The following is a 22,120-nucleotide window of genomic DNA, read 5'->3' as shown; positions in this document are numbered from 1 at the left end:
TATCAGGGAAATCGTGACGGAAGACCTCAGGGCCAGGGCGGCTATCAGGGAAATCGTGACGGAAGACCTCAGGGTCCGGGCGGCCGTACCTCCAGAGACGGAGCGGCAAAGCCGACAGGTACTCCTATCCAGACAAAGCCCAGCAGCAACAGAGCTACAAAGAATGCGTATAAGAACGACAGATTTGACAAGAGAGATAAAGAAGACGGAACAAAGGGAAGAACTGCGGCAAAGGGCGGAAAGGGCTTAAAGACTGCTATTCAGCCTCCGGTTCACGCAGAGCCTAAGGTGGAGGAAATCAAGACCATCATCGTTCCCGATATTTTGACCATAAAGGAACTGGCTGAAAAGATGAAGCTTCAGCCATCAGCTATCGTAAAGAAGCTGTTTTTACAGGGAAAGATCGTCACCCTCAACACGGAAATCGACTATGACCAGGCAGAAGAGATTGCCATGGAATACAATGTGCTCTGTGAAAAAGAAATCAAAGTAGATGTGATCGAAGAACTGTTAAAAGAGGATGAAGAGAATGAAACAGATATGATTACCAGACCACCGGTAGTCTGCGTTATGGGTCACGTTGACCACGGTAAAACTTCTCTTCTTGACGCTATCCGTCAGAGCAATGTGACCTCCAGAGAGGCAGGCGGAATCACCCAGCACATCGGTGCTTATACGGTTGAGATCAACGAACAGAAGATCACATTCCTGGATACTCCGGGACATGAGGCATTTACTGCCATGCGTATGAGAGGTGCCCAGTCTACAGATATCGCAATTCTTGTGGTAGCTGCTGATGACGGCGTTATGCCTCAGACCGTGGAAGCCATTAACCATGCAAGGGCAGCCGGTGTTGAAATCATCGTTGCCATCAACAAGGTGGATAAACCAAGTGCCAACATTGACCGCGTAAAGCAGGAAATGTCTGAGCATGAGCTGATTCCTGAGGATTGGGGCGGAAGCACTGTATTTGTACCGGTTTCTGCACATACTAAGGAAGGTATCAAGGAACTTCTGGAAATGATTCTTCTCACTGCAGAGGTGAAGGAATTAAAGGCTAACCCGGACCGCCGGGCAAGAGGACTGATTATCGAAGCAGAGCTTGATAAGGGCAAGGGTCCGGTTGCAACCGTTCTGGTACAGAAGGGAACCCTCCAGGTAGGTGATACCGTTGCAGCAGGCTCCTGTTACGGAAAAGTCCGCGCTATGATGGATGACAAGGGCCGCAGAGTAAAAGAGGCAGGTCCTTCCACACCGGTTGAGATTTTAGGCTTAAATGACGTTCCCAACGCAGGAGAGGTTCTGGTTGAAACGGAAAGTGAAAAAGAAGCGAGAAGCTTTGCGGAAACATTTATTTCCGAGGGCAAGAATAAGCTTCTGGAAGATACAAAGGCAAAGCTGTCTCTGGATGACTTGTTCAGCCAGATTAAGGCAGGAAATGTAAAAGAACTTCCTCTGATTGTCAAGGCAGACGTACAGGGATCTGTAGAAGCAGTAAAACAGAGTCTTGTAAGGCTTTCCAATGAAGAGGTTATGGTAAAGGTAATCCACGGAGGAGTAGGTGCCATCAACGAATCCGACGTTTCTCTGGCTTCTGCTTCCAATGCCATTATCATCGGCTTTAACGTAAGGCCGGATGTAACAGCCAAATCCATCGCAGACCGCGAAAAGGTGGATATGAGACTTTATAAAGTAATTTACCAGGCAATCGAAGACGTAGAAGCAGCTATGAAGGGTATGCTTGATCCTATCTTTGAAGAAAAGATCATCGGCCACGCTATTGTGCGCCAGACCTTTAAGGCTTCCGGCATAGGTACCATCGCAGGTTCCTATATCATGGATGGAAAATTCCAGAGAGGATGCAGCGTCCGCATCACCCGCAATGGGGAAAAGATTTACGACGGTCCCCTTGTTTCCTTAAAGAGATTTAAGGATGATGTAAAAGAGGTTGCAACTGGTTACGAATGCGGTCTTGTGTTTGAAAAGTTTAACGATCTTCAGGAAGATGACATGATCGAAGCATATGCTATGGTGGAGGTTCCCCGCTAGGAACCTGCCGCCAGGGCAGTAAAAACGAAGCGCCCTGCGGGCATACCTTAATGTCCTGAAAAACCGGACAATAAAGAGGAAGCGCCCTGCGGGCATACCTTAATGCCCTGAAAAACTGGGCAGTAAAGAGGAAAGGAACATCATGCGCAAAAACAGCATAAAGAATACAAGAATTAACATGGAAATCCAGAAGGAACTGAGTGAAATCATCCGTCTGGAAATCAAAGATCCAAGAATCCCGTCCATGACCACCGTGGTTTCTGCTCAGGTAACTCCTGACCTTAAATACTGCAAGGCATACATCAGTATTCTGGGAGATGAGGAAGCGGGAAAATCGGCTATTGAGGGCTTGAAAAGTGCAGAAGGCTATATCCGCCGTGAACTGGCCAGAAGAGTCAATCTGCGCAACACGCCTGAAATTAAATTCATTCTGGACCAGTCCATTGAATATGGAGTGAACATGTCCAGACTGATTGACGAGGTCACTAAAGATATCAAAGATTGAGGAGGTACCCCTATGAGTATCCTTGATACAATACTGGAAGATGTAAAAACTGTGGCCATTACCGGCCACATCCGCCCGGATGGGGACTGTGTAGGCTCCTGTCTGGCCGCCTATAATTATCTGACTGAAAACCACCCGGAGGTGGAGGCTGTAGTTTATTTGGAGGAGCCTCCGGTGAAGTTTGATTACCTCATGAATTTTGACCGTATTGTAACTGATTTTTCCGGTGACAGGGAATATGATCTTTGTATCTGCCTTGACAGCGGTGACGTGCAGCGGCTGGGAGAGGGTGTAAAGTTCCTTAAAACAGCGAAAAAAAGCCTTTGTGTGGACCATCACATCACCAATTCCAGGTATGCGAAAGAAAATATCGTCCAGGACAGAGCCAGCTCCACCTGTGAAGTGCTTTACGGTCTCTTTGATGAAAATAGAATCAGCAAGGCGGTGGCAGAGTGCATTTTTACCGGTATCATTCACGATACAGGGGTATTTAAGTATGACACCACCTCTCCAAAGACCATGGAGATTGCCGGAAAGATGATGGGAAAGGGAATTGATTTCCCTAAAATCATTGACGACAGCTTTTTCAGAAAGTCTTACATCCAGAACCAGATTTTAGGAAGAGCCCTGTTAGAAAGCATTACTTTCCACGACGGACGCTGCATTTTCAGCGCCATAAATAAGAAGGATATGGATTTTTACGGCGTTGCCAGTGAGGATATGGATGGAATCATTGACCAGCTGAGGGTGACTGAAGGGGTGGAATGCGCCATATTCATGTATGAAACCTCCTGGCGGGAGTACAAGGTGAGCCTTCGCTCCACCACAGATCTTGACGTGAGCAGGATTGCCGTTTATTTTGGCGGCGGCGGTCATAAAAAGGCGGCCGGCTGCACCATGACGGGAAGCGTTCACGATGTAGTCAACAATCTGTCGGATCAGATTGTAAAACAGCTCAAATAGGAGACAGGAATTATGGCGGATGGCATCGTCAATATATATAAAGAAAAAGGATTTACCTCTCATGACGTTGTGGCGAAAATGAGAGGTATTTTAAAGCAGAAAAAGATAGGCCATACAGGAACTCTGGACCCTATGGCAGAAGGCGTTCTTCCCGTGTGCCTGGGTAAGGCCACAAAGCTGTGTGACATGCTGACAGACAGGACGAAAACCTATGAGGCAGTTCTGCTTTTAGGCATGGAAACAGATACCCAGGACACCACAGGGGCAGTGCTGTCCCAAAGTGAGGTACATGTAAGTGAGGATCAGGTAAGAGAGGCTGTTTTAAGTTTTTTGGGCCATTACGATCAGATTCCGCCCATGTATTCTGCCTTAAAGGTGGATGGAAAAAAACTTTATGAGCTTGCCAGGGCAGGAAAAGAAGTGGAACGGAAGGCCAGGCCGGTGGAGATTCTGGAAATCAGAGTGGACAAGATAGACCTTCCCAGAGTCACCATGACTGTGTCCTGTTCCAAGGGAACCTACATTAGAACCCTTTGCTACGACATCGGCAGAAAGCTGGGCTGCGGCGGGTGTATGGAGTCCCTTTTAAGGACCAGGGTTTCAGGTTTTGGCCTGGAGGACAGCCTGACCTTAAAGCAGATTGAGCAGCTTCGTGACGAAGGAACCCTGGGAAACCATATCCTCCCGGTGGACGAGGTCTTTTCCGGCTATTCCGCGGTCTATATGAAGCCGGATTTTGATAAGCTGGTCCACAACGGCAATCCCTTTTACTTTGACCAGCTTCAGGACAAGGTGAGCCTGGATGAAGAGCTGGTTCGGGTCTATGACAGCGGGCAGCAGTTTATAGGGGTTTACCGGCCTGATAAGGAGACAAAGGTTTTTAAACCTCAGAAAGTATTTCTGGGAGGGAGAGAATGATGAAGTATATAACCGGAACCAGAGATTTTCAGATCGATGAGCCTTCGGTGGTAACCATTGGAAAGTTTGACGGACGCCACAGGGGCCACCAGAAGCTGTTAAGGCGGATGGCAGAAGTAAAAGCAGAAAAAGGCTATAAAACTGCGGTTTTTACCTTTGACATGTCACCAAATACCCTGGTGTCGGGAGGCCCTCAGAAGGTTATCACCACAAACCTGGAGAGAAAGAACAACTTAGAGAAGGTGGGCATTGATTATCTGGTGGAGTACCCCTTTACAGGGGAAACAGCCCGGATGGCCCCGGAGGAGTTTGTCAGGTTCGTCCTTGTGGAACAGATGAATGCCAGGGTCATTGTGGTGGGAACTGATTGTTCTTTTGGATACCGGGGAGCAGGAAATGCGGACAGCCTTTTGCGCTGGAAGGACCGGTATGGCTATGAGCTGATCGTCATTCCCAAGGAAAAAGACGACCAAAGGGACATCAGCAGCACCTATATCCGGGAACAGCTTGACAAAGGAAATATAGAAAAGGCCAACGAGCTTTTAGGACAACCCTATGCCATACACGGGATTGTTGTCCATGGAAACCACATAGGAGGAAGTGTTCTTGGCTTTCCCACTGCCAACATCCTTCCTCCCCCTGAAAAACACCTCCCTATCTTTGGTGTATACGTGTCCAAGGTATATGTAAATGGCACTTATTACGGCGGGGTCACCAATATCGGAAGAAAGCCTACGGTGGAAGGAAATTCTCCTGTCGGCGCTGAAACCTTTATCTATGGTTTAAACCAGGATATTTATGGAAAGACTATAGAAGTACAGCTTTTGCATTTCATCCGCCCGGAGCGGAGATTTGAAGGGCTGGAGGAATTGAAGGCGCAGATTGGGAAGGACAAGGAATACGGGATGCAGTACTTAAAGACTCTGTCGGATTCTCAGATCAACGGCGCTTAAACTAAGATTTTTTAAGAAAAAGGAAAGTGCATATGACTGATAAGGCATGGAAGGTACTGGGTTTTGCCATTGCATGGGGCAGCGCCGCATGGATAGGCACAGCTGAGGTACACGCCGCCGGATCAGAGACTTCTTTTAAGACCGGTTCGCCTGTAGCGGGAATTGAGGTCGCCATGGACCAGTATCAGAAATCCATGAAGGAGAAGTCGACTGAGGCCTCGGCCGGTCTTACGCAGGAAAAAATGAAGTACGGGACATTCCGATCCATGTTTCAGAACCTTGGAGTTGCCGTTGTGGATGAGTCCTTAAATATCAGAAAAGAACCAAAGAACGATGCAGAAATCGTAGGAAAATTAAAAAGTCATGCCGGCGGCGATGTGCTGTCGGAAGAAAACGGCTGGTATCAGATAAAATCAGGTCAGGTAACCGGGTATGTATATGGAAAATACCTTGCTACCGGAAAAGAAGCCAAGGCCATCGCTTATTATGACATGGAGCTGCTGGTCCGGGTGGATACACCTGCCCTCAGGGTCCGCAGCGGGCCCAGCACCAGCACCCAGATACTGGGAGGGATCTCCCAGGGGGAAACCTATCCCTTTATCTCCGAGGCAAACGGCTGGGCCCAGATCAATTACAAGGGCCAGAGAGCCTATGTCTATTTGCCGGAAAATGCCACCGTTGCATATACCATACCGGAAGCGGAGAAAAGCAGTGACCTTCGAAGCAGGGTGGTAAACTATGCGGTGGGATTTGTAGGAAAGCCTTACCAGTGGGGAGGCACAGACCCCAATACAGGAGCGGATTGCTCCGGCTTCATCCAGTATGTTATGAAGAATGGGGCGGGAATCCGCCTGGACCGCACCTCCAGGCAGCAGGCCAGGGAGGGGGATTCGGTGTCGGCCTCACGCATGGAACCGGGAGATCTGCTGTTTTATGCCAGCGGCAGGGAAATTGACCATGTAGCCATGTATATTGGGAAAGGAAAAATTGTCCATGCGGCCAACAGGCGCAGCGGGATTAAAATATCCTCCTGGAATTACAGAAAGCCGGTCACCGTGCGCAGGGTCATTCCCTGACAGGAAAGCGAAGATATGAATAAAAAATACAGGCAGACTTCCGATACAAAAGGATGTCTGCCTGTATTTTTTGTATAGAAAAGCTAAGGTTTTATGCTTTTGAGGCCTTTCCCAGATAAGCCGCTTTTACCGATTCATCTGCCAGCAGTTCCTTTCCGGACCCTGTTAAGGTAATCCTTCCGGTTTCCAGCACATAGCCGACGTCAGCGGTGTGAAGAGCCATATTTGCATTCTGTTCGATGAGAAGCACGGTTACGCCCCTTTTGTTGATCTCTTTAATGATGGAGAAAATATTTTTTACGATCAGGGGAGCCAGGCCCAGGGAAGGTTCATCCATCATCAGGATCTTTGGCTGGCTCATTAAAGCTCTGGCAACGGCCAGCATCTGCTGTTCGCCGCCGGAAAGGGTTCCGGAAAGCTGCCAGCTTCTCTCTTTTAAGCGGGGGAACAAATCGTAAACCCAGTCAATGTCTTCCTGGAGGTCGTCATTTCTCAAATAAGCACCTATTTTAATGTTTTCAATAACAGTCATATCCGGGAATACCCGCCGTCCTTCGGGAACCAGGGCAATGCCCTTTGACACGATGTCCGTGGTATCCATTCCGATCAGTTCCTGCCCGTCTAAGGTAATGCTGCTTCCTGCAGCCGGCTTTGTCAGGCCTACGATGGAGCGGAGGGTGGTGCTCTTTCCGGCTCCGTTGGCTCCGATTAAGGTAACGATGCTCTTATCCGGCACTTCAAAGGAAATGCCCTTTACAGCCTCAATACCGCCGTAATTTACTCTTAAATTATCAATCTTCAGCATCGTCGCTCACCCCCAGATATGCTTCAATTACACGTTCATTGTTCTGAATTTCCGCCGGTGTGCCCTGTGCGATCAGCTTGCCGAAATCAAGAACGTAAATACGGTCTGAAATCTGCATGACCAGATCCATATGGTGCTCGATCATGAATACGGTAAGCTTGTAGGAGTCGCGGATCTGCATGATGAAATCCGTCAATTCCTGGGTTTCCTGAGGATTCATGCCTGCTGCCGGTTCGTCAAGGAGCAGAAGCTTCGGCTCTGTTGCCAGGGCTCTGGCGATCTCCAGACGCCTTTGGAGTCCGTATGGAAGAGAAGAGGCGATCTCATCCTTTAAATGAAGCAGGCCCTGTTCTTCCAGCAGGTCGGCAGCTTCCTGGCGCATCCGTTTTTCCTCTTTATAGTTTAAGCGGAGAGCCGCAGAGAACACGTTCTGTTTTGCTCTCATATGCTTTGCAATAAGCACGTTGTCAAATACGGTTAGCTGTCCGAAAAGGCGGATATTCTGGAAGGTACGGGCAATGCCCTTTTGTGTGATCACATCCGGCGTATTTCTTACTACTGTAATGGGGCTTGGAGTTACTTCCCCTAAGTAGGCTTTCTGCATTTTCCCTTGGGGAGTATTGGAGAGAATGGTTTCTCCCATAAAATCCACCTGTCCGAAGGTGGGTTCATAAATACCGGTAACACAGTTGAAGGCAGTTGTCTTTCCGGCTCCGTTGGGGCCGATGAGGGCCACGATCTCTCCCTGGTTCACATCAAGGGTCAAGCCGTTTACCGCCACAACTCCGCCGAACTGCATGGTTACATCCTGCATGTGGAGCACGTTTACAGCTGTTTTATCTGCTGATGACATTATGCATTTTCTCCCTTCTGTGTTTTGTCTTTTTTCTTCCGCCCTGTTGTGATCCGGCGCAGTAAGCGTCCAAGACCTGCCCAGGAAAATTCGTTGCTGCCCATGATTCCCCTGCGGTAGAAGAGCACCACTGCCATCAAAAGCACGGAGAAGATGACCATACGGAATCCAGAACGGAATAAGGGAACTTCAAATCCGCCGATAATAAGGGGATTGTCAAAGAAGCGGAGCCATTCTCTTCCGGCAGTAACCAGGAAAGAGCCGACAATGCTTCCTGTAATGCTTCCGATTCCTCCAAGGACTACGATCAACAGAATATCGTAGGTCAGGTTGATGGAAAAGGTTTTGGAGTCGATGGAACGCATGAACATAGCCAAAAGTCCACCGCCCACGCCTGTGAAGAAAGAGGAGATGACAAATGCCAGTTCTTTATAACGGAATAAGTTCAGCCCCATGGCCTGAGCTGCAATTTCATCTTCACGAAGGGCTTTAAATGCTCTTCCGTAAGAGGAATTGACGATCAGCACCATCAGGAGGATACAGAGGGCGCAGAGGCCAAATGCCGCATATAAATTAGGAAAGCCCGGGATGTTCTTGACGCCGTAGGAGCCGTTGGTAATTCTGTTTAACTGAGGAGCCGCAATGACAGCCCTGATGATCTCAGAAAAGCCCAGAGTGGCAATGGCCAGATAATCGCTTTTCAAACGAAGCACCGGAATTCCGATTAAGGCGGCGACTCCTGCAGAAAGCACTCCTGCAATAATAAGAGCCAGCCAGAAAGGACAGTGCAGGTTTGCAATGACAGGAAAAATTCCATCCACATAGTAAACGCTGGCCCGGCTTTCAACGGGAATGGTAAGAATGGATACGGTATAGGCTCCGATTGCCATAAAGCCCGCCTGACCCAGGGAAAAGAGTCCTGTAAATCCGGTCAGCAAGTTCATGGAAACGGCAACTACCGCGTATATGGCGCTTCGCTGCAAAATGGAAATCTGATAGCTGTAAGCCGCACTGTTTACCTGTAAAAATCCCAGGATGCCGATGATAACAAGCAGGGCGATCAGAGTGTATAGTCTGTTTTTGGGAAATGCTTTTTTCTTCATAGGGAATACCTCACACTTTATCAGTTGTCTTCTCACCGAACAGTCCCGTAGGCTTGATCAGAAGAATGACGATTAGCAGAATAAAAGTAAACGCATCGCTGAAGGTGGAATATCCCATGGCAACCAGAGCGGTTTCTCCAAGTCCAAGGATAAATCCGCCCAGCACAGCGCCGGGAATGCTGCCGATCCCGCCGAATACAGCCGCCACAAAGCATTTTAAACCTGGCAGGGAGCCGGAGAAGGGGAATACGGTCATACGGTCTGTAAAGTAGAGTACAGAGCCGATGGCAGCCAAAAGGGAGCCTATGGCAAAGGTAAAAGTGATGACACGGTTGATCTTGATTCCCATGAGGGAAGCAGTATCGTAGTCCTTGGAAACGGCACGCATTGCCATACCGATTTTTGTCTTGTTAATCAGGATCATGAGCCCGTAAACGATGATGAGGGTCAGAACCGGAGTTAAGAAGGTAACGAAAGAAGCGGAAAGGCCGCCAAGCTGATAGATCTTCTTTAAAAACGGAATTTCCGGATATCCCTTTGGCAGAGCAGTAAAGAGATATGTAGCCAGGTTCTGTAACAGGTAAGAAACGCCGATTGCAGAAATCATGACAGACATTCTGGGAGCAGAGCGCAGAGGGCGGTAAGCGGCCCGTTCAATGGACACGCCCAGTAAAACTGTGACCAGCAGCGCAATGGGAACAGCAATAAACCATGGGAAAACTGCCATTGCAAAAATCATGAAATAACCGGCCATCATAAAAATATCGCCGTGGGCGAAGTTGATGAGCCGCAGGATGCCGTAGACCAGAGTATAACCAATGGCAATCAGGGCGTAGGCGCCGCCTAAGGAAATGCCGGTCAGACACTGCTGTAAAAAGGTTGTAAGACTCATGTGGCAAGATGCCTCCTATCTGTGGAATGTGTATTGCAGTTCAGCCGTGAAGAAACATTTATGTAATCTGTGCTTAACTGTCAGGCTTTTATGCACAAATTACATAAATGCTTCTGTAGGCTAAAAAGCCCCAGAGGGGCGTATGGCTTGGCTGAAATGGAACGAGTGGGGAAGGAAATTCTTCCCCACTCATTTGTGATGCCCTTATTCTACGGAAGTAGTTGTCAGGAACTTAAACTGTCCGTTTTCAATTGTCTTGATAAATGCCATATCCTTCTTTGCATCTCCGACTTCATCAAAAGCAATGGTTCCGGTTACGCCGTCAATGGATACGCCCTTTAAAGCTTCCTGAATCTTAGCGCCGTCTGTAGAGCCTGCTGTTTCGATTGCCTTTAATGCACAAAGGTAAGCGTCATAACCGAGAGCGGATACTGCCGGAATAATTTCTTCCTGCTTGTTTTCCTTTAAGTAAGCCTTAAAGCCGGAAATAAAGGAAGCTGCTTCATCATTGGCCGGTTCTGCTTCATCAAAGAAGGTGGAGAGTACAACGCCTTCTGCGGAAGCGCCTGCATTTTCAATGATGGTGGAGTTTTCCCATGTATCGCCTGCAGCGATGGTAGCTGTAATTCCAAGTTCACGTGCCTGCTTGATAATAAGAGGAGCAGTGGTGATGGAAGAAGGAGCGAAGATTACGTCCGGTTCCTGAGCCTTGATATTGGTCAGAATAGCCTTGAAGTCTGTCTGGTTGGTCTGGAACTGTTCCTCGCTTACGATGGTGCCTCCAAGACTCTCAAAAGAGGATTTAAAGAAGGAACCGAGGCCTGAGGAGTAGTCATCTCCAAGCTGGGTGATAACGGCTGCTTTTTTTGCACCTTCATTGGTTGCGTAGTTTGCCATAACAGTGCCCTGGAATGGGTCAATGTAGCAAACCCGGAAATAGAAGTCATTTCCCTGGGTTACCTGAGGATTGGTACAGGAAGCGCCGATTGCAGGAATCTTGGCATCTGCAAAAATCTGGCCTGCTGCAATGGAAACGCCGGAGCCGTAGCTTCCTATTACAACGGAAACTTTTTCGCTTACAAGCTTCTGTGCTGCATTGACAGCCTCTGTTTTGTCGGATTTGTTATCCACTTCCACTAATTCTACTTTGTACTCTTCTCCGCCGATTTTAACAGTAGGGTACTTTTCTTTTGCATAACGGACGCCTAAAACCTCCTGGAAGCCGCCGCCGCCGTTTTCTCCTGTGGTGGGCTCAAATACGCCGATTTTAACCACCTTGGCACCGCCTGCAGAGCCTGAAGAAGAACCGCCGCTACAGCCTGCTAAAAGGCTGACGCTCATACATGAAACGAGAGTGAGTGCAAGTAATTTTTTCAACTTCATATTTTCATATCCTCCTTTTTGTGTATTCCCTGTAAAAACAATTGTCTTTCATAAGGGTACACGTTGCCTTATATTATATCAGAAGATTCAAAAAGTGCAAGAAAAATTTTTGGCAGCGCGTATAAAATCACGAAACAATGGATGAGGCCGGTTGGGCCTTGATTTAAACTCCGGATGAGCCTGGGTGGCTACAAACCAGGGATGGGATGGAAGCTCTGCCATTTCCACGATTCTTCCGTCAGGGGAAATGCCTGAAAGCTTCATTCCAGCCTTTGTGAGAGCCTCCCTGTAGTCATTATTTACCTCATAGCGGTGCCTGTGGCGTTCATGGATCAGTTCTTCCCCGTACACCTCATAAGCGGTTGAGGATTTGTCAAGGACACAGGGGTAGGAGCCAAGGCGCAGGGTGCCTCCAAGGTCTTCCACGCCGTTCTGGTCAGGCATTAAATGGATGACAGGATAGGGGGTGTCCGGATCAAGCTCTGCCGTATGTGCTCCCGTAAGCCCGGCGGCATGGCGGGCAAATTCCACAATAGCCATCTGCATTCCAAGACAGAGGCCCAGAAACGGAACCTTGTTTTCCCTGGCATAGCGGATTGCGGAGATTTTCCCCTCAATTCCCCGGCTTCCAAAGCCGCCCGGAACCAGGATTCCATGCACATCCCGGAAGAGATCTTCTGCATTCTCATCGGTCACAAGCTCAGAGTCCACCCATTTGATGCGGACACTGGCACGGTTGTAGGTGGCGCCGTGTTTTAACGCTTCCACTACAGAAATATATGCGTCGTGAAGCTGGATATATTTCCCCACAAGGGCAACAGTCACCTCTTTTTCCGGATGTTTCCAGTTTTCGATCATGGCAGACCATTCGGCAAGGTCCGGCTCAGGGCAGGGAAGATGCAGGCTCTCGCAGGCCACCTGGGCTAAATGCTCTTCTTCCATAGCTAAGGGAAGCTCATATAACACCTCCACATCCAGATTTTGAAGTACATGGGTTTTTGGAACATTACAGAATTGTGCGATTTTGCTTCGGATACCGTCATCAAGGGGCTGCTCGGAACGGCATACAATGATGTCTGGCTGGATTCCCATGCCTTGTAAATCCTTTACGCTGGCCTGGGTAGGCTTTGTTTTCAGTTCGCCGGAAACTTTTAGATATGGAACCAGGGTCACATGGATGAGAATGACATTCTCGTGGCCCGCTTCGTGTTGGAATTGCCGGATCGCCTCTAAGAAGGGCTGGCTTTCGATGTCGCCTACTGTTCCTCCCACCTCGATGATGGCGATTTCTGTTTCAGAGGAGTCAGTGCTTTGGTGAAAACGGCTTTTGATTTCGTCAGTAATATGAGGGATAACCTGCACGGTGCCTCCCCCGAAATCTCCCCGCCGCTCCCTGGTCAGTACGGTCCAGTAGACCTTACCGGTGGTGACATTGGAATTCTGAGTCAGATTTTCGTCGATAAAGCGTTCATAATGTCCCAGGTCAAGGTCTGTTTCCGCTCCGTCCTCGGTGACGAAAACCTCTCCGTGCTGGACCGGATTCATGGTGCCCGGGTCTATGTTGATGTAAGGGTCGAATTTCTGCATGGTGACTTTGTAGCCTCTGGCCTTTAACAGACGGCCGAGAGATGCTGCTGTGATGCCTTTGCCAAGTCCGGATACAACTCCTCCGGTGACAAATACATATTTTACTGCCATAGTGGTGTGACCTCCTTTTGTAATGGTGTGGGTGCAGGGATATTTTTTAAAAAAGAGATTATATATCCTTTTCGCCAAAAAATCCAGAGGGTTAGGAAAAAACTTAAGATTATAAAGTGAAAAATATTTTTATGATGAAAAGAGGCAGGATAAGGGAAAAAAACAGCTTATGAAAAGGGAGTTTAAAATATAGCCATAAATTGGAAGTCCGGTCATGGAATTTCTGGTAATAATTAAAATAGTATGGACGGATGTTGTCATAATATACAAGAACAAAAGTTTAAATCAGTAAAAAAATACTGTTTACATAAAATGGAAGAATTGTTATAATTATAACAATCACTATAAACAAACATCAAAGGAGAGCAGAACATGAGTAAATTATTTGATTTAACCGGAAAAGTTGCAATTGTTACAGGTGCATCCTCAGGGCTGGGAAGGCAGTTTGCATTGGCCCTGGCAAAAGAAGGCGCAAAGGTGGCCATTGTGGCAAGGCGTGTGGAAAAGCTGGAAGGCGTTAAAAAAGAAGTGGAAGCTCTTGGGGCGGAATGCTATGTTCATAAATGCGATGTTATGAAATCAGAAGAAATTAAAGAGACCGTTGAGGATGTGAAGAACCACTTCGGAAGAATTGATATCCTTGTAAATAATGCAGGCTTAGGCTGGGCTGATGCCGCAGAAAATACATCTGATGAGTTGTGGACAACGATGATGGATACCAATGTCAACGGCGTGTTTTATTTTGCAAGAGAAGCAGGACGGGTTATGAAGGATCAGGAGTACGGCAAGATCATCAACATCGGATCCATCCATTCCACCGTTGCCATGCCGGGTCTGCCCATATCCGCTTATGCGACCACAAAGGGAGCCCTTCTCATGATGACAAAGGCTCTTGCCAATGAATGGGCAAAATACAACATTACGGTAAACGCCATCGGCCCGGCTTACTTCCCGAGCGAGATGACAGACAACCTCTTGGAAAGCGGTGCTATCAGCCATGTCATTGAACATACATGCCCCATGAAAAGGCCGGGACGTGACGGAGAGCTGGATGGAGCCTTGATTTACTTTGCTTCCGATGCTTCTTCTTATACCACAGGCCAGCTGCTTCAGGTTGACGGAGGCTGGACCACTGTTTAATAAATGAATGTAAAATAAATGGGGGGGCTGTCGCAAAATGTAAAAATTCAACAAGATACGGTTCCTGGCTGCTTGGCTGATACCAATATTTTGTATGAAAATTCATTTTGTGACAGCCCTTTTTTACCCTGAAAATCCCGTCCGGTGTTTATAAGGATTTAATAATTCTTTTCTTGATTTATGGGGAGACTGACTCTATAATGGTAGAGATACAGAATGGGTAGAACATATCCGGATTGGAGAATTCACACAGATGGATAACAAGAATCAAAAAAATAATAAGATGCCGAAAAATGCTCAGGCAATTGCCGTTTGGATTGCTGCATTTCTCGTTGTAGCCATGGTGCTGTCTTACCTGCATGATATGGTGGTCACAAGACAGAATGAGGAATTGAGCTATGACACTTTTATGAATATGACAGACAACGGGCAGATAGAGTCAGTAGAAGTGGGCGATACAAAGATTACCATTAAGCCAAAGGACACCTGGGAGGAATATAAGCCCAGAGTTACCTATTATACCGTCAAGATGGAGAATGATTTAGATCTGGCAGAACGCTTAAGGAAAGCAGACGTAAATACGACACGGGTTCGCCGGGAAAGCAATTTCCTGATTCAGACGGCAATCAGCTACGTGTTCTTATTCGTAGCCATGGGATTTCTCTTAAACTTCATCATGCGCCGTATGGGCGGAGGCGGAGGCTTCATGGGCGTGGGCAAGAGCAACGCCAAGGTCTATGTACAAAAGGAAACCGGAATCGCATTTAAGGACGTGGCCGGAGAGGATGAAGCAAAGGAATCTTTGACGGAAATCGTGGATTTCCTACACAATCCGGGAAAATATACGAAGATCGGCGCAAAGCTTCCCAAGGGAGCCTTGCTTGTGGGACCTCCCGGAACAGGAAAGACCCTTCTTGCCAAGGCCGTTGCAGGAGAGGCTCACGTGCCCTTTTATTCCCTGTCCGGTTCTGACTTTGTGGAAATGTTTGTAGGTGTGGGCGCATCCCGTGTCCGGGATTTGTTTAAGCAGGCTCAGGAGTCCGCACCCTGCATTATCTTTATTGATGAGGTGGATGCCATCGGAAAAAGCCGTGATTCCAGATTCGGCGGAGGAAACGATGAAAGGGAGCAGACCTTAAACCAGCTTCTTTCTGAAATGGATGGATTCGACTCCTCTAAAGGCCTTTTGGTTCTGGCAGCTACCAACCGCCCGGAAATCCTGGACCCGGCTCTTCTTCGTCCCGGCCGTTTTGACCGGAGGATCATTGTGGATAAGCCGGATTTAAAGGGACGTGTGGATATTTTAAAGGTACATGCAAAGGATGTACTTTTGGATGAAACCGTTGATTTAGACGCCATCGCCCTTGCCACATCGGGAGCTGTTGGTTCTGATCTGGCTAATATGATTAACGAAGCCGCTATTCTGGCTGTCAAGCATGGCCGCCAGGCAATGTCCCAAAAAGATTTGTTTGAGGCTGTGGAAGTTGTTTTAGTAGGCAAGGAGAAAAAGGACCGGGTTCTTAATAAAGAAGAACGCCGCATTGTTTCTTATCACGAGGTGGGCCATGCCTTAGTCAGCGCCCTTCAAAAGGATTCCGAACCGGTGCAGAAGATCACCATTGTGCCAAGAACCATGGGAGCCTTGGGATATGTTATGCATGTGCCTGAAGAAGAAAAGTTCTTAAATTCAAAAAAAGAGCTTCATGCCATGCTGGTAGGCTACTTAGCCGGACGTGCGGCAGAAGAAATTGTATTTGACAGCGTGACTACCGGCGCTTCCAATGATATTGAGCAGGCCACCAAGGTAGCCCGCGCCATGATCACCCAGTACGGTATGTCTGAGAAATTCGGCCTGATGGGTCTGGCTGCCAGAGAAGACCAGTACTTAAGCGGAAGGGCTGTCATGAACTGCGGAGAAGCTACTGCTGCCCAGGTGGATGAAGAAGTGATGAGAATGTTGAAGGAGGCTTACGAAGAAGCCAAGAGCCTTCTCATCGAAAACCGGGATGTCATGGATAAGATCGCAGAATTCCTCATTGAGAGAGAAACCATTACAGGCAAGGAATTCATGAAAATTTTCCGTGAGGCAAAGGGAATTCCGGAGCCTGAGGAAAAAGAGAAGGATTCTGAGTCTGACGGGAAAACAAAGGATGACGGCCTGTCTGACTGGACTATAGAGGAAAAGGCAGAACAGACTCCGGAAGAACCGTCACCGGAGGTTTGAGCCGGAGAGAATGAAAAGGATTTATAACCGCCGCTGCATGGTGATTCATGCGGCGGCTTTCTTTCCGAAGTCAATCCGGTTTTCCGAAGGCACAAAAAACAGGAGATAAGGCTGAATAAATGATACTGATGAATGAAATACCAGACCGTTTCTGGGGGCTGTTCCGTTCCATTAACCGGTCTACTTACATAGAAGCGTTGTTAAAAATCAATGAAGAATATGAATACAGCAATTACTTTCTAAGCCGGGAGGTCTGCCTTCAGGTTCTGGAGGAATACTTTGTCCAGAAACAACTGGTCATCTGGCAGGATGAGTTAGAGGATGAGGCGGATGCCCTTCTTCCCACCGCGGCCAGGGTCTTAAACTGGCTTTTAAGGGCAGGCTGGCTCAGAAAGGTGGATGACTATGCCTCCATGACGGTTTACATCGTAATCCCTGATTACGCTGCTGTCATGATTGAGGCATTTTTCAAGCTTACAAGCGATGAAGAGGATGAGACCCAGATTTATATTCAAAACGTCTATGCCATCTTGTTTTCCTTAAAACACGATCCAAGGGCCAGCGTAAGCCTGTTAAATACAGCTTGTATCAATACAAAACGGCTCAATAAGACCTTGCAGGATATGCTTCATAACATGGACAAGTTCTTTGCAAGTCTTTTGTCTAAAAAGGCATACGGAGAACTGTTAAAAGACCATTTAGAGGGGTATGTGGAGGAAATCGTAAAGAAGAAATATCACATTTTAAAGACCTCCGACAATTTTTATCTGTATAAAAACGATATTAAACGGTGGATCAGCTCCATGAGAGAAGACGGAGAGTGGATGGAGCAGATGAGCCGCCGAAGCGGGCTGAAGGTGACGGTTGGAGATATCGGGGAAAAGCTGGATCAGATTGAACGGGGATTTGACTATATTGAACACCGGATTGCCAACATGGACAAGGAACATTCCCGGTACATCAGGGCTACGGTTACAAGGCTTAACTACCTGCTGAACCAGGAAGACAACATGAAGGGCCTGGTTATCAGGCTGTTAAATCATTTGTCTGATACAGAGAATCAGGAGGAAGCTATAAAAGAAACGGGAAACTGCATGAATTTATCCCAGATATCCCTTCTTTCTGAAAATTCCCTCTATAAGAGAAGGAAGCCGAGAGCAGGATTTAAGGAAAACTTGATGGCAGAAGAAGAGGCCCCGGAGCTGACCATGGAAGAGGTGCTGAATTTAAACCGCTTAAAGAGCCGCTACAGCCGCAAGGAAATTGAAGACTTCATTGAGGCCCGTCTGGAGCATGGCTGCATGGAGGTAAAGGAGGACACTGTCCGTTCTCCTGAGGAATTTGAAAAGCTGATTCTGGCTTACGATTACTCCACCAGAAGGAAAAGCCTGTATCAGGTGGAAGATCAGGAGCCGGAGCAGATTGACAACGGCAGATACCGCTATCCAAAACTGGTATTTACAAGGAGGAAGGAATCATGACCTATGAAGAAAGTGCCGGTTTAACGGACCGGATTCCATATTTTGACGCTTTAGAAGAAGGAGAAAAGGGAGAAGTAAGAGAATGCTTAAAGATGCTGTTCCGTCAGACCTTTGTGCTGGAGTACAAATACGATAAACGCTCCAAACGTTTTACATATAACCAGGAATTTAAAATCTGCAACAAGCATCTGGAGTTTATCAGAACCTATTTGTCCGTTGCAGGCGTGTCGGTATTGGAAAACAGCCAGTTAGGGCTGATTTATATTCAGGGAGAGGACACAGTAGGAGAGAAGCTTCCAAAGCTTGCCACCCTCTATCTGCTGGTTTTAAAACTGATTTACGACGAACAAATGGCGGCAGTATCCTCCAGTGTCAATGTTTACACCACCTTAAGCGAAATTCATGAGAAGCTGGGAAGCTACCGCTTATTTCACAAACAGCCAAGCGCTACCGAAATCCGAAGGGCTCTGGCTCTGTTAAAAAAATATCAGGTTCTGGAGCCTCTGGACATTTTGGAGGATTTGGACCCGGAAAGCCGTATGATTATCTATCCCTGCATCAATGTGGTTTTATTGGGAGATGATGTGCGGGCTTTGCTGGAATCATTTGGGGAAGGAGACAACAACGATGACGAACCAGAACTTTGAGGCCCTGTCCCGGATACTTTTAAATAACTGGCATTATATCAACCGGAAGACCCTGTCCTTTAACCAGGAAATCAATTTCTTTACAGGCCATTCCGGCAGCGGAAAGTCCACGGTCATTGACGCCATGCAGATCCTCCTTTACGCCAATACCGACGGCCGGGGATTTTTTAACAAGGCAGCAGCCGATGATTCGGACCGGAGCCTTATTGAATATTTGCGGGGCATGGTAAACATCGGTGAGAATAACGAGTTTGCTTATTTGAGAAACCAGAATTTTTCTTCTACTATTGTGCTGGAGCTGAAACGGACGGTTACTCAGGAATGCCAGTGCATCGGAATTGTCTTTGATGTGGAAACAGCCACCAATGAGATATCCAGAAAATTCTTCTGGCATAAAGGTCCCTTATGGGAAAACGGCTACCGGACCGGTTCCAGGTCCATGACCATCGAAGAAGTGTCCGCATATCTGCAGACCATGTATGAGAAAGACGCTTATTTTACCACGTCCCACAATGAGCGGTTTCGCAGACAGTTGTACGATGTATATTTAGGCGGTCTGGATTCGGAGAAGTTCCCACTTCTCTTTAAACGGGCTATTCCCTTCCGCATGAACATCAAGCTGGAGGACTTTGTAAAGGAATACATCTGCATGGAGCAGGACATTCACATTGAGGACATGCAGGAAAGCGTTATGCAGTACGGGCGGATGCGAAAAAAGATCGAAGACACCGGGGTGGAAATCGGTTACTTAAAAGGAATCAGGGAGAAGTTTTTATCTGTCCAGGAAAAAGAAGAGGAAATACGGAGCAATACATACTTTTTCCGAAAAATGGAGGTTCTCGATTATCAGGCCAGGATTCAGGCATTGGCAGATAAAACCGGCCTTGCCGGAGAGGACTTAATCCGTCTGGAGAAGCAAAAGACAGGACTGGAAGGCCAGATCGAAGATTTGACCGTGCAGGGTAATGAACTGCTTTCCCGGATTTCTTCCACCGGTTATGAAGATTTGAAAAACCAATTGGACTCTGCAAAAGAGTTGTCTATTCATCTGGGGAAAAGTTCCGCCAGATGGAATCAAACAGCAGAGGGCTTAAAGGCGTGGATCGATGAGGAGACAACCTCCAACCAGACTATTTGGGATATTGAAGAGTTTGAAAATAACACCATTGACGAAGACAAACTGAACCGCCTGAAAAAATCCATTGCTGAACTGGTGAAAGAAACAGAAGAAACCCGGAAAGAGGCGGAAGGCGTTCTCCGGGATATCCGGAAAAAGGAGAGGCAGACCGGTGAGGAACTGGCTCAGTTAAAAGCTGGAAACAAAGCTTATCCCAAATACTTGGAACGGGCCAGGTCTTTCATTCAGCAGCGGCTTTTAGAGGAAACAGGCAAAGCGGTGGAGGTTCATGTTCTTGCAGATCTTTTGGATATCCAGGATGAAACCTGGAGAAATGCAGTGGAAGGTTATCTTGGCAACAACAAGCTGTCCCTGATCGTAGCCCCTGCTTATGCACAGACCGCCATGGACATATATGGGGAACTGGATAAAACGGAATATTTCAACGTGGCTGTTCTGGACACGGAAAAAGTGGGACAGAATTCCTATGAAGTGGTGAAAAACAGCCTTGCCGGGGAAGTGGGAGTGAGAGAGTCTTACTTACAGCCTTATATTGACCTGCTTTTAGGCAAGGTGGTTAAATGCGGCAGCCTGGAAGAACTGCGCGGGTGCCGCATTGGTGTGACCTCTGACTGTATGCTGTACCACACCTTCCGTCTGCAGCATATGAACCCTGACAATTATACCAGATTTGCTTATATCGGAAAGGACAGTGTCCGAAGAAGAATCCGGCTTCTGGAAAAGAATCTGGCTTCCCTGGAAGAGGAGAAAAAGCCTCAGGAGCAGATATTAAAGGAGTGCCAGCGGATTTTATCTTTAGAATCATTAAATGAAGAGACAGGGATTTACTTAGAGTGGCAGCAGGATATGGCTGCTCTTAAGGAAAAGGAAAAAGAAATCCGCCGTCTGGAACAGAAGCTGGAAAAGCTGAAGGTCCAGGATGTAGAGGCATGGGTCAAGGAAAGAGAAGCCATATTAACGCTCTGCGAAGGAAAAAGGGAAGAGCAGAGAGCTGTGGATAAACTGATTTACGGCGTTAACGGCAGGATTGAAGGCTTTCACAAAGACTCCCTGCGGCTTCAGGAGGAGCTGGTTTTAAAAGAACGGGAATTTGAGTTTTATGAGGATTTGGAGCAGAAGGTAAATGAATTTCTGGAGAGCAGAGAAAACTGCCGGTATGACCAGCTTAAAAATGAATTCTTCGGAGAATGCCGGAAAGCAGAAGAAGCCCGGGATCATGCTTACCAGATTCTTGTCACTGCCAGAGGCGACTATGCCAGAAGGTACCCGAACAGGAACTTCTCCTTAACAGCAAAGGATAACGGAGAATACGACCGGCTTCTTGAACTCATGGAGTGCGGCAGCCTGGAGGAATATAAAAAAATGGCTGCCGAGCAGGCCAAGTCCGCTGTCCTTCATTTTAAAGATGATTTCATGTTTAAAATCCGCAGCGCCATAAGAGATGCCCTTTTGAGAAAGGATGAGCTGAATAAGATCATCAGCAGACTTGACTTTGGAAAGGACAAATACCAGTTTGTCATTGGAAAGAATAAGGGGCCTGACGGAAGGTATTACGACATGTTCATGGATGATTCTCTGGAAGTAAATCCTGCTCACCTGACCGATTCTCTGGATAACCAGATGAACTTATTTACCATGGAGCATGAAAACCAGTACGGGGAAATGATCAATGAACTGATTAACATTTTCATCCCTCCGGACAATGCCACGCCGGAACAGATGGAGGAAGCCAAAAGGAACATGGATAAGTATGCGGATTACCGGACTTATTTATCCTTTGATATGCAGCAGATCATCCAAAACGATGATGAGGTTATTAAAATCCGCCTGAGCAAGATGATCAAGAAAAACTCCGGAGGCGAGGGGCAGAATCCCCTTTATGTAGCCTTATTAGCCAGCTTTGCCCAGGCTTACCGCATCAGTCTGTCTCCTAAAATACAGAGAAACCCCACCCTCCGGCTGGTGGTTCTTGACGAGGCATTTTCCAAGATGGATGGGGAAAAGGTGGCAAGCTGTATCGAGCTGATCCGTGGACTGGGTTTCCAGGCCATTATCAGCGCCACCAATGACAAGATTCAAAATTACGTGGAAAACGTGGACAAGACCTTTGTCTTTGCCAATCCCAACAAAAAATCCATATCCATTCAGGAGTTTGAACGGGACAGTTTTCCCGAACTGATGAGAGAGCTGGATGAGATAGAAATGGAAGAATAAAGGAATGGACGAACCAAAGTTTTTGCTCTATAATATACAAAGCAGAGTCAAAAGGACCGGGAACAGGGAGGTAATACC

Annotated in this window: 16 protein-coding genes and 1 pseudogene; 11 read left to right on the top strand and 6 right to left on the bottom strand. The window is 47.4% G+C overall.

Annotated elements, in window-relative coordinates; genetic code table 11:
- The 6 genes from infB to V7M78_RS13655 all read left to right on the top strand — a co-directional run.
- Positions 1–2,049: translation initiation factor IF-2 (gene infB, locus V7M78_RS13680; RefSeq protein WP_333650441.1), on the top strand; the 2,049-nt coding region annotated here is incomplete at its 5' end.
- A 142-nt stretch (positions 2,050–2,191) separates the two neighbouring features.
- Positions 2,192–2,554, top strand: a complete 363-nt coding sequence (gene rbfA, locus V7M78_RS13675; RefSeq protein ID WP_333650439.1) for a 30S ribosome-binding factor RbfA — start codon at positions 2,192–2,194, stop codon at positions 2,552–2,554.
- A 12-nt stretch (positions 2,555–2,566) separates the two neighbouring features.
- Positions 2,567–3,517 (top strand): DHH family phosphoesterase, encoded by a 951-nt coding sequence (locus tag V7M78_RS13670; protein ID WP_333650437.1) that lies wholly within the window; start codon positions 2,567–2,569, stop codon positions 3,515–3,517.
- Between the two features lie 12 nt (positions 3,518–3,529).
- A complete protein-coding gene (gene truB / locus V7M78_RS13665; protein ID WP_333650435.1) occupies positions 3,530–4,435 on the top strand; it encodes a tRNA pseudouridine(55) synthase TruB in 906 nt (301 codons plus the stop codon).
- Positions 4,435–5,388 (top strand): bifunctional riboflavin kinase/FAD synthetase, encoded by a 954-nt coding sequence (locus V7M78_RS13660; RefSeq protein ID WP_333650495.1) that lies wholly within the window; start codon positions 4,435–4,437, stop codon positions 5,386–5,388. The genes truB and V7M78_RS13660 overlap by 1 nt, the downstream gene beginning before the upstream one ends.
- A 32-nt stretch (positions 5,389–5,420) precedes the next feature.
- Positions 5,421–6,464, top strand: a complete 1,044-nt coding sequence (locus tag V7M78_RS13655) for a C40 family peptidase (protein WP_333650433.1) — start codon at positions 5,421–5,423, stop codon at positions 6,462–6,464.
- A 91-nt stretch (positions 6,465–6,555) separates the two neighbouring features.
- On the opposite strand, the gene V7M78_RS13650 is transcribed toward V7M78_RS13655, so the two are convergent.
- From V7M78_RS13650 to V7M78_RS13625, 6 genes are all read right to left on the bottom strand, one after another.
- Entirely contained in the window at positions 6,556–7,269 is a 714-nt protein-coding gene (locus V7M78_RS13650) for an ABC transporter ATP-binding protein (protein WP_333650431.1), read from the bottom strand.
- Entirely contained in the window at positions 7,256–8,122 is an 867-nt protein-coding gene (locus tag V7M78_RS13645) for an ABC transporter ATP-binding protein (RefSeq protein WP_333650429.1), read from the bottom strand. The genes V7M78_RS13650 and V7M78_RS13645 overlap by 14 nt, the downstream gene beginning before the upstream one ends.
- Positions 8,122–9,225, bottom strand: coding sequence for a branched-chain amino acid ABC transporter permease (locus tag V7M78_RS13640; protein ID WP_333650427.1), 1,104 nt, complete (start codon positions 9,223–9,225; stop codon positions 8,122–8,124). Before V7M78_RS13640 ends, V7M78_RS13645 begins: the two co-directional genes overlap by 1 nt.
- Positions 9,226–9,235: 10 nt before the next feature.
- Positions 9,236–10,117, bottom strand: coding sequence for a branched-chain amino acid ABC transporter permease (locus tag V7M78_RS13635; RefSeq protein WP_333650425.1), 882 nt, complete (start codon positions 10,115–10,117; stop codon positions 9,236–9,238).
- Positions 10,118–10,321: 204 nt separating this feature from the next.
- Positions 10,322–11,500 (bottom strand): ABC transporter substrate-binding protein, encoded by a 1,179-nt coding sequence (locus V7M78_RS13630; protein ID WP_333650423.1) that lies wholly within the window; start codon positions 11,498–11,500, stop codon positions 10,322–10,324.
- Positions 11,501–11,587: 87 nt separating this feature from the next.
- Positions 11,588–13,198, bottom strand: coding sequence for a CTP synthase (locus V7M78_RS13625; protein ID WP_333650421.1), 1,611 nt, complete (start codon positions 13,196–13,198; stop codon positions 11,588–11,590).
- A gap of 372 nt (positions 13,199–13,570) precedes the next feature.
- Here V7M78_RS13625 and V7M78_RS13620 point away from each other — a divergent pair, with 372 nt between their 5' ends.
- From V7M78_RS13620 to V7M78_RS13600, 5 genes and pseudogenes are all read left to right on the top strand, one after another.
- Positions 13,571–14,338: an SDR family oxidoreductase gene (locus V7M78_RS13620; RefSeq protein WP_333650419.1), complete on the top strand. Its 768-nt coding sequence runs from the start codon at positions 13,571–13,573 to the stop codon at positions 14,336–14,338.
- Between the two features lie 253 nt (positions 14,339–14,591).
- Positions 14,592–16,562 carry an ATP-dependent zinc metalloprotease FtsH gene (gene ftsH, locus V7M78_RS13615; protein WP_333650417.1) on the top strand — a complete coding sequence of 657 codons (1,971 nt, stop codon included), beginning with the start codon at positions 14,592–14,594 and terminating at the stop codon, positions 16,560–16,562.
- Between the two features lie 119 nt (positions 16,563–16,681).
- The gene (locus V7M78_RS13610) at positions 16,682–18,043 is read left to right on the top strand and encodes a Wadjet anti-phage system protein JetA family protein (protein ID WP_333650415.1); all 1,362 of its coding nucleotides are present in this window, start codon (positions 16,682–16,684) and stop codon (positions 18,041–18,043) included.
- A pseudogene (locus V7M78_RS13605) lies at positions 18,040–18,687 on the top strand (DUF4194 domain-containing protein); the annotation flags it as partial. The gene V7M78_RS13610 and the pseudogene V7M78_RS13605, both read left to right, overlap by 4 nt.
- A complete protein-coding gene (locus V7M78_RS13600) occupies positions 18,671–22,042 on the top strand; it encodes an ATP-binding protein (RefSeq protein WP_333650413.1) in 3,372 nt (1,123 codons plus the stop codon). The pseudogene V7M78_RS13605 and the gene V7M78_RS13600, both read left to right, overlap by 17 nt.
- Positions 22,043–22,120: the final 78 nt, after the last annotated feature.

The organism is Lacrimispora sp., assembly GCF_036758025.1.
Lineage (GTDB): Bacteria > Bacillota > Clostridia > Lachnospirales > Lachnospiraceae > Lacrimispora.
This window is presented reverse-complemented; position numbering and strand designations above follow the sequence as displayed.